16 protein-coding genes and 1 riboswitch are annotated in these 14,382 nt (G+C 65.8%); of the genes, 8 read left to right on the forward strand and 8 right to left on the reverse strand.

Annotated elements, in window-relative coordinates:
• The first annotated feature begins 153 nt into the window (after window positions 1-153).
• From hisS to QA642_RS06730, 3 genes are all read left to right on the forward strand, one after another.
• Window positions 154-1,674, forward strand: a complete 1,521-nt coding sequence (hisS, locus tag QA642_RS06720) for a histidine--tRNA ligase (RefSeq protein WP_283083961.1) — start codon at window positions 154-156, stop codon at window positions 1,672-1,674.
• Between the two features lie 115 nt (window positions 1,675-1,789).
• Window positions 1,790-1,993 carry a tautomerase family protein gene (locus QA642_RS06725; RefSeq protein ID WP_008144861.1) on the forward strand — a complete coding sequence of 68 codons (204 nt, stop codon included), beginning with the start codon at window positions 1,790-1,792 and terminating at the stop codon, window positions 1,991-1,993.
• Between the two features lie 113 nt (window positions 1,994-2,106).
• Window positions 2,107-2,499 (forward strand): hotdog domain-containing protein, encoded by a 393-nt coding sequence (locus QA642_RS06730; protein WP_283083962.1) that lies wholly within the window; start codon window positions 2,107-2,109, stop codon window positions 2,497-2,499.
• A gap of 124 nt (window positions 2,500-2,623) precedes the next feature.
• Here QA642_RS06730 and proC read toward each other — a convergent pair whose 3' ends face one another.
• Both proC and QA642_RS06740 read right to left on the reverse strand, forming a co-directional pair.
• Window positions 2,624-3,448 (reverse strand): pyrroline-5-carboxylate reductase, encoded by an 825-nt coding sequence (proC, locus tag QA642_RS06735; protein WP_283083963.1) that lies wholly within the window; start codon window positions 3,446-3,448, stop codon window positions 2,624-2,626.
• A 205-nt stretch (window positions 3,449-3,653) separates the two neighbouring features.
• Entirely contained in the window at window positions 3,654-4,154 is a 501-nt protein-coding gene (locus QA642_RS06740; protein WP_283083964.1) for a YbjN domain-containing protein, read from the reverse strand.
• A gap of 407 nt (window positions 4,155-4,561) precedes the next feature.
• Window positions 4,562-4,720, forward strand: a riboswitch (FMN riboswitch).
• A 76-nt stretch (window positions 4,721-4,796) separates the two neighbouring features.
• Here QA642_RS06740 and QA642_RS06745 point away from each other — a divergent pair.
• Window positions 4,797-5,372, forward strand: coding sequence for a 6,7-dimethyl-8-ribityllumazine synthase (locus QA642_RS06745; protein ID WP_283083965.1), 576 nt, complete (start codon window positions 4,797-4,799; stop codon window positions 5,370-5,372).
• A 147-nt stretch (window positions 5,373-5,519) separates the two neighbouring features.
• Here QA642_RS06745 and QA642_RS06750 read toward each other — a convergent pair whose 3' ends face one another.
• The 6 genes from QA642_RS06750 to QA642_RS06775 all read right to left on the reverse strand — a co-directional run bounded on the left by QA642_RS06750 (window position 5,520) and on the right by QA642_RS06775 (window position 10,989).
• Window positions 5,520-6,473 (reverse strand): ribose-phosphate pyrophosphokinase, encoded by a 954-nt coding sequence (locus tag QA642_RS06750; RefSeq protein WP_283083966.1) that lies wholly within the window; start codon window positions 6,471-6,473, stop codon window positions 5,520-5,522.
• A gap of 194 nt (window positions 6,474-6,667) precedes the next feature.
• Window positions 6,668-7,294: a hypothetical protein gene (locus QA642_RS06755; protein WP_283083967.1), complete on the reverse strand. Its 627-nt coding sequence runs from the start codon at window positions 7,292-7,294 to the stop codon at window positions 6,668-6,670.
• Window positions 7,295-7,493: 199 nt separating this feature from the next.
• Window positions 7,494-8,261: a peptidoglycan editing factor PgeF gene (gene pgeF / locus QA642_RS06760; RefSeq protein WP_283083968.1), complete on the reverse strand. Its 768-nt coding sequence runs from the start codon at window positions 8,259-8,261 to the stop codon at window positions 7,494-7,496.
• On the reverse strand, window positions 8,261-9,376 hold the full coding sequence (locus QA642_RS06765) for an SAM-dependent methyltransferase (RefSeq protein WP_283083969.1): 1,116 nt from the start codon (window positions 9,374-9,376) through the stop codon (window positions 8,261-8,263). The genes pgeF and QA642_RS06765 overlap by 1 nt, the downstream gene beginning before the upstream one ends.
• Window positions 9,377-9,397: 21 nt before the next feature.
• Window positions 9,398-10,243: a prolipoprotein diacylglyceryl transferase gene (lgt, locus tag QA642_RS06770; RefSeq protein ID WP_283083970.1), complete on the reverse strand. Its 846-nt coding sequence runs from the start codon at window positions 10,241-10,243 to the stop codon at window positions 9,398-9,400.
• 14 nt (window positions 10,244-10,257) lie between these two features.
• Window positions 10,258-10,989, reverse strand: coding sequence for a dienelactone hydrolase family protein (locus tag QA642_RS06775; RefSeq protein WP_283083971.1), 732 nt, complete (start codon window positions 10,987-10,989; stop codon window positions 10,258-10,260).
• Between the two features lie 166 nt (window positions 10,990-11,155).
• Here QA642_RS06775 and QA642_RS06780 point away from each other — a divergent pair, with 166 nt between their 5' ends.
• The 4 genes from QA642_RS06780 to ychF all read left to right on the forward strand — a co-directional run bounded on the left by QA642_RS06780 (window position 11,156) and on the right by ychF (window position 14,341).
• Window positions 11,156-11,410, forward strand: a complete 255-nt coding sequence (locus QA642_RS06780) for an accessory factor UbiK family protein (protein ID WP_283083972.1) — start codon at window positions 11,156-11,158, stop codon at window positions 11,408-11,410.
• 294 nt (window positions 11,411-11,704) lie between these two features.
• Entirely contained in the window at window positions 11,705-12,430 is a 726-nt protein-coding gene (locus QA642_RS06785; RefSeq protein WP_027563015.1) for a 50S ribosomal protein L25/general stress protein Ctc, read from the forward strand.
• A 58-nt stretch (window positions 12,431-12,488) separates the two neighbouring features.
• Window positions 12,489-13,094 carry an aminoacyl-tRNA hydrolase gene (gene pth, locus QA642_RS06790; RefSeq protein WP_283083973.1) on the forward strand — a complete coding sequence of 202 codons (606 nt, stop codon included), beginning with the start codon at window positions 12,489-12,491 and terminating at the stop codon, window positions 13,092-13,094.
• Between the two features lie 149 nt (window positions 13,095-13,243).
• Window positions 13,244-14,341 carry a redox-regulated ATPase YchF gene (ychF, locus tag QA642_RS06795; RefSeq protein WP_283083974.1) on the forward strand — a complete coding sequence of 366 codons (1,098 nt, stop codon included), beginning with the start codon at window positions 13,244-13,246 and terminating at the stop codon, window positions 14,339-14,341.
• Window positions 14,342-14,382: the final 41 nt, after the last annotated feature.

Raw genomic sequence — 14,382 nt, forward strand, 5'->3', positions numbered from 1 at the left:
GGGTTGTTTCCCCGGGGGCTCTCTCGCGATCGTGCTCGGGGATAGAGACCCCTCACCCGTCTCGCCGCTTCGCGGCGATCCACCCTCTCCCACAAGGGGAGAGGGGAAAAGGCCCCGGTTGCCGCCACCGGCCCCGGCTGGTAAACGCCGCGCATGGCCGAGAAACCCAAAAAACCCCAGAAACTGAAGGCGCGCCTGCCGCGCGGGCTCGAGGATCGCGACCCCTCAGCGATCCGGGCGACGCGCGAGATGGTCGAGAAGATCCGCGCCGTCTACGAGCTCTACGGTTTCGAGCCGGTGGAGACGCCGGCGATGGAATACACCGACGCGCTCGGCAAGTTCCTCCCCGACCAGGACCGGCCGAACGAGGGCGTGTTCTCGTTCCAGGATGACGACGAGCAGTGGATCAGCCTGCGCTACGATCTGACCGCGCCGCTCGCGCGCTATGTCGGCGAGCGCTACGGCACCGACGGTCTGGTCCTGCCCTATCGCAGCTACCGCGTCGGCTACGTGTTCCGCAACGAGAAGCCCGGCCCCGGCCGCTTCCGCCAGTTCATGCAGTTCGACGCCGATACCGTCGGCTCGGCGACGCCGGCGGCGGATGCCGAGATCTGCATGATGGCGGCTGATACGATGGAGGCGCTCGGCATCGCGCGCGGCTCCTATGTCGTGAAGGTGAACAACCGCAAAGTGCTCGACGGCGTTCTGGAAGCCATCGGGCTCGGCGGCGACGAGAACGCTGGCCGCAGGCTGACCGTGCTGCGCGCGATCGACAAGCTCGACAAATTCTCCGCCGACGAAGTCCGCAAGTTGCTCGGCCCTGGACGATGGGATGGCGGCGAGGAAGGCAAGGGCGACTTCACCAAGGGCGCCAACCTGAGTGAGGCTGAAGCCGACGTCGTTCTCGCCATCACCAAGCCGCGCGACGACTGGAAAGAGGCGATTGCCGCAGCGGAAACCTACCTCGCCAAGAGCCAAGTCGGTCAGGCCGGCGTCAGCGAGCTGGAAGAGATTGCAAAACTGGTGACGGCGTCGGGGTACGGCGCCGATCGCATCAAGATCGATCCCTCCGTCGTGCGCGGCCTCGAATATTACACCGGCCCCGTCTATGAGGTCGAACTGCTGCTGGAGACCAAGGACGAGAAGGGCCGCCCCGTGCGGTTCGGCTCGGTCGGCGGCGGCGGGCGTTATGATGGTCTCGTCTCGCGCTTCCGCGGCGAGCCGGTGCCGGCGACCGGCTTCTCGATCGGCGTCTCGCGCCTGCAGGCCGCGCTGACCTTGCTCGGCAAGCTCGACACGCGGCCCGAGTTCGGCCCCGTCGTCGTCACCGTATTCGATCGCGACCGCGTCGCCGACTACCAGAAGATGGTCGCGAGCCTGCGCACCGCCGGCATCCGCGCCGAGCTCTATCTCGGCAATCCCAAGAACATGGGCAATCAGCTCAAATATGCCGACCGCCGCAACTCGCCTTGCGTGATCATCCAGGGCTCGGACGAAAAGGCGCGTGGCGAGCTGCAGATCAAGGATCTGATCGAAGGCGCGAAAGCGGCCGCCGCGATCGCCTCCAACCAGGAATGGCGCGAGACGCGCCCGGCGCAGTTCTCGTGCGGTGAAGCCGATCTCGTTTCAAAAGTGCGCGAGGTCTTGGGCCGCCATGACGTAAAGTGGGGATAGCCATTCCGGCAGGCCGTCATGCCCGGGCTTGTCCCGGGCATCCACGTCTTGTTTGATGGAAGGGAACGTGGATGGCCGGGACAAGCCTGGCCATGACGAAAGCAGGGAGACAACGATGCCTGAGATCACCGTCAGCATGGCCGAGGGCCGCACCGACGAGCAGAAGGCCGGCATGATGCGCGACATCACCCAGGCGCTGGTGAAGAATCTCGGAGTTGACGCCGATGCCGTCGTCATCCAGATCAACGAGGCCCCGCTCCGCCACAAGATGAAGGGCGGCAAGACCTTCGTGGAGCGCGCGGCGGCGGCGAAGAAGTGACGCGTTCGCGTCATTCCGGGGCAGCCCGCCAGGGCTGAACCCGGACTCTCGCACCGTAAACTTCTGGATTCCGGGTTCGCGCTTCGCGCGCCCCGGAATGACGAGCAAGCACCATGGACGCACGCGACTTCATCAAGGTCGGCATGAGCGCCGAGCGCACGCTGGTGGTGCCGGTGGAGCGCACGGTCGGGCATTTCGTGCCCGGCATGCCCATGGTCTATGCGACGCCGATGATGATCCTGGAAATGGAGGTGACGTCGGGCGATGCGATCCGCGCAGCGCTCCAGCCGGGCTGGGTCACCGTCGGCACCGAGGTCGACATCCGCCATCTCGCAGCAGCGCTCGTCGGCGCGACGGTGCGGACCACGGCGAAAGTGGTCGCGGTCGAGCGCCGCGTCATCCGCTTTGAGGTCGAGGCGTTCGAGGGAACGCGCAAGCTCGGCGAGGGCCGCCATGCGCGCGGGCTGGTGAATGTCGCGATGTTCAACAAGCGGCTGGGGGCGTAGCGGCAGGGCACGGTCCCGTAATGCCGTAGGGTGGGCAAAGCGAAGCGTGCCCACGACCTTCATCGCCATTTGAGAAATTTGGTGGGCACGGCGCTTTGCGCCTTTGCCCACCCTACGACACCGTCTACTTCGCCAATTCCCTCGACCGTTGCGTCGCCGCCGCGATGGCGCGGATCATCAGCTCGCGCAGACCCGGCTCGCCCATCAGCACGGCGAGGGCCGCGGCGGTGGTGCCGCCGGGCGAGGTGACGTTCTGGCGCAGCGTCGCGGACGGGAGCTCCGACTGGTGCAGCAACTCGCCGGAGCCGGCGACGGTCTCGCGCGCGAGCTTGGTCGCCAGCGCTTCGGGCAATCCGGCTGCAACGCCGGCACGGGCGAGCTCTTCGGCGAGCAGGAACACATAGGCCGGGCCCGAGCCGGACACCGCGGTCACCGCGTCCATCAGCCCTTCGTCGTCGACCCATTCGACCGAGCCGGTGGCGCGCAGCAGCGCGTCGGCCACGGCGCGCTGCGCGGCGCTGACATTCTTCGCCGCGACCGCCACGGTGATGCCGCGGCCGATCGCGGCCGGCGTGTTCGGCATGGCGCGGACCACGGCGCCGCCGATGACCTGTTCGAGCGAAGCGATCGTGGTTCCCGCCATGATCGAGACCACCGAGGTCTTGGCGGAGACGAACGCCTTCAGCTTGGCGCCAGCCTCGCGGAACATCTGCGGCTTCACCGCGACGACCATGGTCTCGACGGTGCCTGCCGTCGTGACATCGGGATTGAGCGCGACGCCCTTGGCGGCCAGCGCGGTGATCTCGGGCGAGATGAACGGATCGACCACCGCGACGCGGCGCGGGTCGAGCCCGCCGGCCAGCCATCCGGTCAGCATCGCGCCGCCCATCTTGCCGGCGCCGGCGAGGAGGATGGTGCCGGTGATGTTTTGAAGAGTGCTGTTTGCCATCGCTGCCGCCACACGTTCGCCGTCGTCCCCGCGAAGGCGGGGACCCATAACCACAACTGGTTCTAGTGGATGGAGGTGTTGGCAACAAGCCGCGTGCCACAAGCGAAATCACGCGGTATGGATCCCGGATCTGCGCGCGCTTTGGGCGCGCTTGTCCGGGATGACGTGGGGAGGGAGCGTCGGCTCTCCTACGTCGTGAGGCGCCCTATGCCTCGCCCACCGTGTCGAACATCGCGGCGTCCATGGCCTGCGCGGTGGTCTTGCCGGCCCACACCACGAACTGGAACGCCGGGAAGTAGCGCTCGCAGGCGTGGATGGCGCCGGCGAGCATGGCCTCGCATTGCGCGGTCGAGGCGGTGAGGCCGCCCGGCAGCACCAGCGCCTGGCGATGCATGATCATGCCGGTGTTGGTCCACAGGTCGAAATGGCCGACCCATAATTGCTCGTTGACCGCGGCGACGAGCCGCTGCACCTCGCTCCGGCGCGGAAGCGGAATCTTCATGTCGAACGCGCACGCCAGATGCAGCGCCTCGATCTCGCCCATCCAGGTGAAGGAGATCTGGTAGTCGGTCCATTGTCCCTTCGAGACAATGGTGAGTTCGTCCTCGCCGGAGCGTTCGAACGGCCAGTTGTTGCTGGCGGCGATATCCTCGACCACCGCGAGCGGGTGATTTCGGGAATCGATATTGCCTTCGAGCAGGGACATGCCGTCTCGACCTCTTGCCTTCTTGTTGTCTTTGATACGCACGCGGTTGGGTCCGGCGCGCGCTCCCTAAACGTCGTCGATCCCGGGAGTCGCTTTCGCGATCTCCCTCGGATCGGCGCGGCCTGTCGCGGATCAAGTGATGTGATTTGCGGAATCTGCGCAACGGGGTCGCGAGTCCGTCCACAAGCCAGGACTCCTTCGTCCACAGCTCATCTGTTGGCCACAATTGTTAACGACGAGAACAAACCGGAATCGGATTCCCTGAAAGCGCCAATCGTTAATTCCGCCGCGCGATGTCCGGGCTGCCATCGCGGCATGGGACCATGCGGATTTTCCATGCGGAACACGCTTGCTGCGGCCCCGAACCGGCGTCATATTTCCTTCTAGGTCGCTCAATCCCGAGCGGCCGATGTTCTCAGGGCGGGGTGAAAGTCCCCACCGGCGGTAAGGGCCGAAAGGCCCAAGCCCGCGAGCGCCTTCCGTGAGGGTTATCCCGAAGGGAAGGGTCAGCAGATTCGGTGCAACTCCGAAGCCGACGGTTAAAGTCCGGATGAAAGAGAACGGTCGGTGGCAGACGCATCGCAAGATGCGGCTGTTTGTCGTTCCGTGTGCCCTGATTCTGGTCCTTAACTGAGGAAAGCCATGAATCAGATGTTGCAAGATCCCCAAACCGAAACGTCCCAAGCGAAGACGTCCGAAGCCACCCGACCGCTGGTTCCACAGGACCCGGTGACGGAGCATCCGCGCTTTGCCAAGCCGCAGCGGGTGGCCTTCGTGCAGGCCTGCTGGCACCGCGACGTAGTCGCGGAAGCCCGCATCGCCTTCATGAAGGAGGCCGAGGCGCGCCACCTCACCCATGTCGACGTGTTCGAGGTGCCGGGCTCGTTCGAGATCCCGCTGCACGCGCAGATCCTCGCCAAGACGCGACGCTACACCGCGATCGTCGCGGCCGGCCTCGTCGTCGACGGCGGCATCTATCGCCACGAGTTCGTCGCCGACACCGTGATCAAGGCGCTGATGGACGTGCAGCTGCGCACCGAGGTGCCGGTGTTCTCAGCCGTGCTGACGCCGCAGCAATTCCACGAGACCGAGGTGCACTACGACTTCTTCCGCCGGCACTTTGCAATCAAGGGCGTCGAGGTCGCGGCCGCCTGTGCAGAGACCTTGCATGGCCTGGAGCGTCTACGCGGCCAGGTCGCGGCGGGGATCGTCGGCTAGGCAGGCTGCCGTAGGGTGGGCAAAGCGCAAGCGTGCCCACCATCCTCGCTACTGAAGTCATTCCGGGGCTCGCGAAGCGAGAACCCGGAATCTCGAGATTCCGGTTCGGCGCTGGCGCGCCGCCCGGAATGACGGTGGTAGATCAAATCAGTCGAAGAGGCTCGACACCGACTCTTCCGCGGCGGTGCGCGCGATAGCGTCGGAGATCAGGCTGCCGATCGGCAGCGTGCGGATGTTCGGCGCCTTGGTCACCGCTTCCGTCGGCAGGATCGAGTCGGTGATCACGAGCTCCTTCAGCCTGGAGCCGGCGATGCGCGCCGCCGCGCCGCCGGAGAGCACGCCATGGGTGATGTAGGCGTAGACGTCCTTGGCGCCCTTGGCGATCAGCGCGTCGGCCGCGTTCACCAGCGTGCCGCCGGAATCGACGATGTCGTCGACCAGGATACAGGTGTGGCCGGCGACGTCGCCGATCACGTTCATGACCTCGGACTCGCCGGGGCGCTCACGGCGCTTGTCGACGATGGCGAGCGGGGTGTTGATGCGCTTGGCAAGGCCGCGCGCGCGGGCCACGCCGCCGACGTCGGGCGAGATCACCATCACCTTGGAGAGGTCGAACTTCTCCTTGATGTCGCGCACCATCAGCGGCGCCGCGTAGAGATTGTCGGTCGGGATGTCGAAGAAGCCCTGGATCTGGCCGGCATGGAGGTCGAGCGTCATGACGCGGTCGACGCCGGCCTGCGTGATCAGATTGGCGACGAGCTTGGCCGAGATCGGGGTGCGCGAACCGGACTTACGATCCTGCCTTGCGTAGCCGAAATAGGGCAGCACCGCGGTGATGCGGCGGGCCGAGGAACGGCGTAGCGCATCGGTGATGATCAAGAGCTCCATCAGATGGTCGTTGGCCGGGAACGAGGTCGACTGGATGATGAAGGCATCCGAGCCGCGGACGTTCTCCTGGATCTCGACGAAGATCTCCATGTCGGCGAAGCGCCGGACCACCGCCTTGGTCAGCGGCAGGTCGAGGCCTTGCGCGATCGCCTGCGCGAGAGCCGGATTGGAGTTGCCGGCGACAAGCTTGATGGAGCCGTTCTTGGCCGACATGGACGCTTCCTCCCGCGCTTTGCTGGATACGACGTTCAACATCAGAGAATACCCACTGGGAGCACGGTTACGACGAGCGAGCAAATATCAGGCCGAAGCGTGCAATGGCAACCCGGGATGCTACGTTTTCCCTTCGAAAATCCTGAGTCGGGCCAACGGCTTGGCCGCAAACTGAGCCCGTGGTTTAGCGGGGGTTATTGCGCGGCATAGCCGAGTGCCGAGGCCGGCATGTCCGGCACTGGGACCTCCTTGATCGCGCTCGCCACCGCTGGTCCCCGCAGGGCCGGAGAGGTGCCTGGGGCATCCGGCGTCCCGTTGATCATGTTGGAAAGTCCGCTGAATCCGGCCTGGGCGATCTTCCGCAGCACCAGGTCGTCGGCCGCAGCCCAGGGATCGCGGGTCGCATCGCGGCCGCCCTTGGCGGAAGTCGGTTCCTCGCCGGAGAGGCGCAGCGCCCGCTGCTGACTGGCGTCGTAGACGTCCCAGACCCAGGCGATCACGGTCTTGCCGCGCACCACCTGGGCGGAGAGGTAGCTGCGCACGCGGTAGGCGGCCGTCCCCTCGCGGGAGACCACGGACAGGCTGCGCAGCTTGGATTCGCTGTCGAGCACGCCGACCATGCGGTCGAACACCTGCGGCGGCGGCCCGTCGATGGATTCGAAGGCGACCGTCGCGCCGGAGCCGGCGCTCGGCGCCATCGCATAGGAGTTGGCGGCACCGCCGCCACCGGCGCAGCCGCCGAGCGCGGTCGCCGCGGCCAGCAGCATGACCGCCAGCACGCGCGAACCCGCGCGGCCCAAGATGAATGACGCATCCCTCATTATGGAGGGCAGCGATATCGTTAAAACGCATTAACGTCTAGGGCGGAGGCGACATAGACCACTGTCGTCGCGTCTACCCACCGTCATTCCGGGCGTCTGACGGACGGACTATGGTGCGCAATTGCGCACCTGAGAATCTCGAGATTCCGGGTTCGATGCTTCGCATCGCCCCCGGAATGACGCGAGGTTGCCCTTGTGTTCACCCCTCCAGCGCGATCGCGTGGATGTGCCGGCCGTAATCCGGCTCCTTGCGATGCACCGAGCGGCGGTAGCTGAAGAAGCGTTCGTCGGCGTAGGTGTCGAGACCCAGATCGTCGATCATCAGGATGCCGGCGGCCTCGAGCCGCTTGCGGATGAAGCCGGCGAGATCGAACATCGCGTGTCCGTCGCGAATTGACGGGATGAAGAACATGGCGTTGTCCGCATCCGCCTCGATGAAGCGCGCCACGAACTCGTTGCCGACCTCATAGCTCTCTTGCCGGATCAATGGGCCGATCGCGGCGATGATGCCGCTGCGTCTGGCGCCGAGTTTTTCCATCGCCGAGATCGTTGCTTCCAGCACGCCGGTGAGGGCGCCCTTCCAGCCGGCATGGGCGCCGCCGATCACGCCCGCGTTGGGATCGACGAACAGCACCGGTCCGCAATCGGCGGTGGAGACGCCGAGCGCGATGCCCGGCGTCTTCGTCACCAGCGCATCGCCCTTCGGCCGCGGGCCGCTCGGCCACTGCGCGTCCGCAACGCGCACGTCGGGCGAATGGATCTGGTGCAGGCTGAGAAAGCGCTCCGGGGCGACGCCGACATGCTCGGCCATGCGGCGGCGGTTCTCCGCAACGAGGGCCTGATCGTCGTTCGAGCCGAGCCCGCCGTTCAACGCCGAATAGATGCCGCTGGAGACGCCGCCTTCGCGGGTGAAGAAAGCGTGGCGCAGGCCGGGCACCGCCGACAGCAGCGACGAAGTGAGGGTCATCAATTGCCTCCGTGGTGCTCGAGATCGCTGAGGCCGGCGATGCCCGACAGCCGCGGCTCGGAGATGCCGAGCACCTTGAACATCGAGCCCATGCCGCTGCGCCCGGTATCGGTCAGGCGCTTCAGCGCCACGGAAATGTCGGTGGCCACTTCCGGCGTCGCCTTCTGCATCAACGCGGCGGCCCGGGTGTCGATGCCGACACGCTTGAGGAAATCGCCTTGCGTCACCGGACCGTGCACGCGCGCGCCGACGTCTTCTGCTGCACGCGCCAGCGCCTGGAAATCGACATGGGCGGTGACGTCGGCCTGGCCCGGTGCCTTCAAGGGGTCAGTGAAGGTGTGGCGCGCGATCGCCTGGAAAGTGTCGCCGGCATCGCTGCGCAGATGGCCATAGTCGATGATCAGCGCCGCGCCGTCCTGGTCGCGCACGCGCGTGGCGAGCTTCATGATCTCGGCGTCCGGCCGCCATTCGAACACCGCGCCGATGGGCGCGGCGCGCACCAGCGGCGGCAGCAGCACATCGAAACGCGGCGTCGGCTCGGCCGCCGCGCCGAATTGAAGCTTGCCGTTGGGGTCGAGCTCGATCACGCGCTCGTGCCAGCCGCTCTCGTGGCGGACCATCTGGTGGATCGGCAGCACGTCGAAATATTCGTTGGCGAGGATGACGCTGGGGCCTTCGGGCACGTCGTCGATGCTGTCGTGCCAGGCGATGTTGCGCACGCCCGACAGGGTCGCGCTCTGCCGCTCGCGCAGCACGGGATTGACCTCGACCATGTGGATATGGAGCGCCTGATACAGCGGCGGCAGCACGCGGAGCGCGCGCAGCGCATCCGCCATCATGGTGCCGCGGCCGGGGCCGAGCTCGATCAGACGCAAAAATTCCGGCGAGCCCATCTGCTTCCACACCGAGGCTGTCCACAGGCCGAGCAGCTCGCCGAACATCTGGCTCACCTCGGGCGAGGTGGTGAAGTCGCCTTCACGCCCGAGCGGGTCGCGCGAGATGTAATAGCCGTGGCGCGGGTGCATCAGGCACAGTTCCATGTACCGCCAGACCGGCATGGGGCCTGAGGATTTGATCAGCGCCTTGATCTCGTTGAGTAGCGGCTGGTCGGTCACGGCGTGCTTTCTCGAAATGAATTAACGAACGGCCTTGTTCGGCTTCGGCGCACCGCGCCGCACTGCCCATACAATAAGTATGCCCCCGACAATAAGCATCGGGATCGACAACAGCATGCCCATGGTTAACCCGCCCCAGAGGAAGCCGAGCTGGACGTCCGGCTCGCGGAAGTGCTCGCCGGCGATGCGGGTCAGGCCATAGATCAGGATGAAAGCGCCGAGGATCATGCCGGGCCGTTTCAAGGCACCGAAGCGGATCATGATCGCGAGCACGGTGAACAGCAGGATGCCCTCCATGCCGGCTTCATAGAGCTGGCTCGGATGGCGGGGCAGCTGGGTGGGATCGTTCGGGAAGATCATCGCCCAGGGCAGGCTGGGATCGGTGGCGCGGCCCCACAATTCGCCGTTGATGAAATTGGCGATGCGCCCGAGCAAGAGTCCGACCGGGGCGACAGCGGTGGTGATGTCGCCGAGCGAGAGGATCGAGATGCCGTTGCGGTAGGCAAACCACATCACCGCGACGACGCAGCCGAGGAAGCCGCCATGGAACGACATGCCGCCCTCCCACAACCGGATGATCGCGGCGGGGTGCTCCATGAAGAAGGGCAGATTGTAGAACAGCACATAGCCGGTGCGGCCGCCGAGGATGATGCCGAGCGTGACCCACAGGATGAAGTCGTCGATCTGCGCCAGCGAGATCGGCGCCGGTCCGCCCCACAGCCGCTGGTTCTTCAAGAGCGAGCGCGCATAGAGCCAGCCAAACACGATGCCGCAGATATAGGCCAGCGCGTACCAGCGGATCGCGAACGGACCGATCTCGATCGCGATCGGTTTGAAGGCGGGGAAGTCGATCAGCAGAAAGGGCATCAGGCCTTCTATGTCTAGACAAGATTGCGGCGATAGAGCGCCAGTAGGCGCTCCCAATGCCGCTCGGCGGCGTCGCGGTCGTAGACCGGGCGCTTGGGAAAGGCAAAGCCGTGATGCGTGCCGGGATAGATCTCGACCTCGGCTTTGGCGCCGCTCATGCCCTGCCTGACTTTCTCGATGATCTCCGTGGGCGCGTAGATGTCGGTCTCGGCGCAGGCGAAATAGAGCTCGGCCTTGGTCTTGCTTGCCGCAAGATGCGGACTGTCGTCCCGGTCGGTCGCAAGCTGGGTGCCGTAGATCGAGGCGGCGGCCTTGACGCGATCGGGGAAGTGCGTGGCGGCGTTGACCGCGTAGCGGCCGCTCATGCAATAGCCGACGGTGCCGACGATTTTGGTGTTCGCGGCGGCCTGGCCCTCCGCATAGGTGAGCAGGGCGCGGGTGTCGTCCATGATCATGGGAATCGTGAGCGAGCCCATCAGGGCGAACATGCGCTTGCGCTCGGGCGCGTTCGGATCGGCCGGCAGCGGGCCGAGCTCCATCACGCCGGAGCGATAATAGAGGTTCGGCAGCATCACGTAATAGCCCGAGGTCGCGAGCCGGCGCGCCATGTCGCGCAGCTCCTCGCGGATCGCCGGCGCGTCCATGTAGAACAGGATGACCGGAAACGGTCCGGCGCGTTCGGGATGGGTGATGAAGGTTGCGGTGTGGCCGTCCTTGGTGGGGATCGCGATCTGCTGGTCGATCATCTCGTGCGCCTTCTGATGCTTCTTATGGCGGGACGTTGAATACGATTGCAAGTAAACCGCGGCGTGACAAGGATACCGCCGCTTCGCTCTTGAACCGTGCGGCGCGGATTGCCATTGTCTTCTCGCGAGTTCGCGCAAAGTTTATCGGCGGCGCCAGGAGACCGACATGACCCAGACCAGCAACCGATTTTTCGACGAGATCGGCCGCCTGATGAACGACGCCGCCGGTGCCGCCCAGGGCGTCAAGCGCGAGTTCGATACGGTGATGCGCACCCAGGCCGAGAAATTCCTGCGCGACATGGACCTGGTCAAGCGCGAGGAGTTCGAGGCGGTCAAGGACATGGCCCGCCTGGCGCGCGAGGAGAACGAAGCCCTGAAGGCACGGATCGCGGCGCTGGAGGCCAAGCTGGGCGGGTCATGACGACTCCCGTAGCCCGGATGGAGCCAACGGGTCGGCGCGAAGCACCGCCCGATGACAGGCTCCGCGAAATCCGGGATCTCGCTCGGCGTTGGAACTGACCCGGATTGCGCTCCGCTCCATCCGGGCTACCAGGGGCCGGTACCTTCCGGCCGCCCATTCTCCTTGTCATTTCCACATCTTCCGGGTAAAAGCCCGCCACGTCCGCGGCCCCCGCACCCCTGGAGGCTTGCTGTGGATGATGCCATGGGCCGCGCTGCGGCCCATTAACTTTTGCAAAAACAAGGACTTAACGACATGGCGACGACCGTCAAGGAATTGAAGGCGACCGCACGTCCGAAGAGCGGCAAGGGGGCCGCCCGGGCTGAGCGTCGCGCCGGGCGAGTTCCCGGAGTGATCTATGGTGACAACCAGCCCCCGCTGACGATCTCGATTGCAGATCGTGAACTGCGCCAGCGCATCCTCGCCGGCCGGTTCCTGACCACGCTGGTCGACATCGACCTCGACGGCAAGAAGCACCGCGTGATTCCGCGCGACTATCACCTGGATCCGGTCAAGGACTTCCCGATCCATGTCGACTTCATGCGGCTCGGCGAAGGCGCCACCATCCGCATCAGCGTGCCCTTGCACGTGGTGAAGGCGGAAGGCTCCCCGGGCGTGAAGCGCGGCGGCACCGTCAACATCGTCGCCCACGCGATCGAGCTCGAATGCGGCGTCGAGAGCATTCCGCAGTACATCGAGGCCGACGTCGGCTCGCTCGAAATCGGTCACTCGCTGCATCTGTCGGACGTCAAGCTGCCGGCCGGCGTCAAGGCGCTGACCCGCGAGGACGCGACCCTCGTCACCATCGTGCCGCCGTCCGGCTACGCCGAAGAGCAGAAGGCCGCGGCTGCGGCTGCTGCTGGTGGCGCGGCTCCGGCTGCGGGCGCTGCTGCTCCGGCGGCCGGCGCGGCTGCTCCGGCGGCTGGTGCTGCTGCTCCGGCGGCTGCCAAGGCTCCCGCCGGCGGCGACAAGAAGAAGTAATCTCTCAAAGCTGGCGCGTGGTCTCTGACCGCGCGCCGAGCGAGGGGCGCGCCGCGTCATGCGACTCTTTGTTGGGCTCGGCAATCCCGGCGCGAAATACGCACGTAACCGGCACAATATCGGCTTCATGGCCGTCGACGAGATCGCGCGGCGTCATGGTTTTTCACCATGGCGCCGTCGTTTTCAGGGCGAGACCTCGGAAGGTGCGCTCGGCACTGAGCGCGTGATCCTGCTCAAGCCCACGACCTACATGAACGATTCCGGCCGCGCCGTGCAGGAAGCGGCAGGCTTCTTCAAGATCGCGCCGGGCGACGTCACCGTGTTCCACGACGAACTCGAACTGCCGCCGGGCAAGGTGCGGGTGAAGATCGGCGGCGGCATCGCCGGCCACAACGGCCTGCGCTCGATCTCCGCGCATATCGGCAACGACTACCGCCGGGTGCGGCTCGGCATCGGTCATCCCGGCGTCAAGGAACTGGTGCACGGCCACGTGCTGTCGGACTTCGCCAAGGCCGACAACGACTGGGTGACGACGCTCTGCGACGCGGTCGCCGAGCACGCGGCACTGATCGCCAAGGGCACGGACGCGACCTTCGCCAACAGGGTGCATCTCGCCATGCAGGCGAAGGGATTTTTGACCAAGGACGAGAACGGCAAGGAATAGGGGCGCCGTTTTGTCCGTCATGCCCGGGCAGAAGCGCGAAGCGCGTCTTCGCGCTAGATGTCCCGGGCATCCACGATCTTCGTTCCGCGCGTTAAGGCGTGGATGGCCGGGTCAAGCCCGGCCATGACGAATACGGATAGAGGACGACCATGGGATTCAAATGCGGAATCGTCGGATTGCCCAATGTCGGCAAGTCGACCTTGTTCAACGCGCTGACCGAGACGGCCGCGGCGCAGGCTGCGAACTATCCGTTCTGCACCATCGAGCCGAATGTCGGCGAAGTCGCCGTGCCCGATCCGCGGCTCGACAAGCTCGCGGCGATCGCCAAGTCGGGCCAGATCATCCCGGCCCGGCTGACCTTCGTCGACATCGCCGGCCTCGTCCGCGGCGCCTCCAAGGGTGAAGGCCTCGGCAACCAGTTCCTCGCCAACATCCGCGAGGTCGACGCCATCGCGCATGTCGTGCGCTGCTTCGAGGACTCCGACATCACCCATGTCGAGGGCAAGATCGCTCCGCTCGCCGACATCGAGACCATCGAGACCGAGCTGATGCTCGCCGACCTCGACAGCCTCGAGAAGCGCGTCGACAACCTCAGCAAGAAGGCCAAGGGCAACGACAAGGACGCCAAGGAGCAGCTCGACCTCGTCAACCGCACCCTGGTGCTGCTGCGCGACGGCAAGCCCGCGCGCCTCGTCGAGCGCAAGGCCGAGGAGGAGCGGGCGTTCTCAATGCTCGGCCTGTTGTCGTCCAAGCCCGTGCTCTATGTCTGCAACGTCGAGGAAGGCTCGGCCGCGACCGGCAACGCCTTCTCCAAGGCGGTCGAGGAGCAGGCGGCGAAGGAGGGCGCGGTCGCCGTCGTCATCTCTGCCAAGATCGAATCCGAGATCGCCACCATCTCGCGCGAAGAGCGCGCCGACTTCCTGGAGACGCTGGGTCTGGAAGAAGCCGGCCTCGATCGCCTGATCCGCGCCGGCTACTCGCTGCTCCAACTCATCACCTATTTCACGGTGGGTCCGAAGGAAGCGCGCGCCTGGACCATTCATCGCGGCACCAAGGCGCCCGGCGCGGCCGGTGTGATCCACACCGATTTCGAGAAGGGGTTCATCCGCGCCGAGACCATCGCTTATGACGACTACGTCGCGCTCGGCGGCGAAGCCGGTGCCCGCGATGCCGGCAAGCTTCGCCTCGAAGGCAAGGAATACGTCGTCGCCGACGGCGACGTGATGCATTTCCGGTTCAATACGTAAGGCACCAACACCGGTGCCGTAGGGTGGGCAAAGCGAAGCGT

This window comes from Bradyrhizobium sp. CB2312, assembly GCF_029714425.1.
Lineage (GTDB): Bacteria > Pseudomonadota > Alphaproteobacteria > Rhizobiales > Xanthobacteraceae > Bradyrhizobium.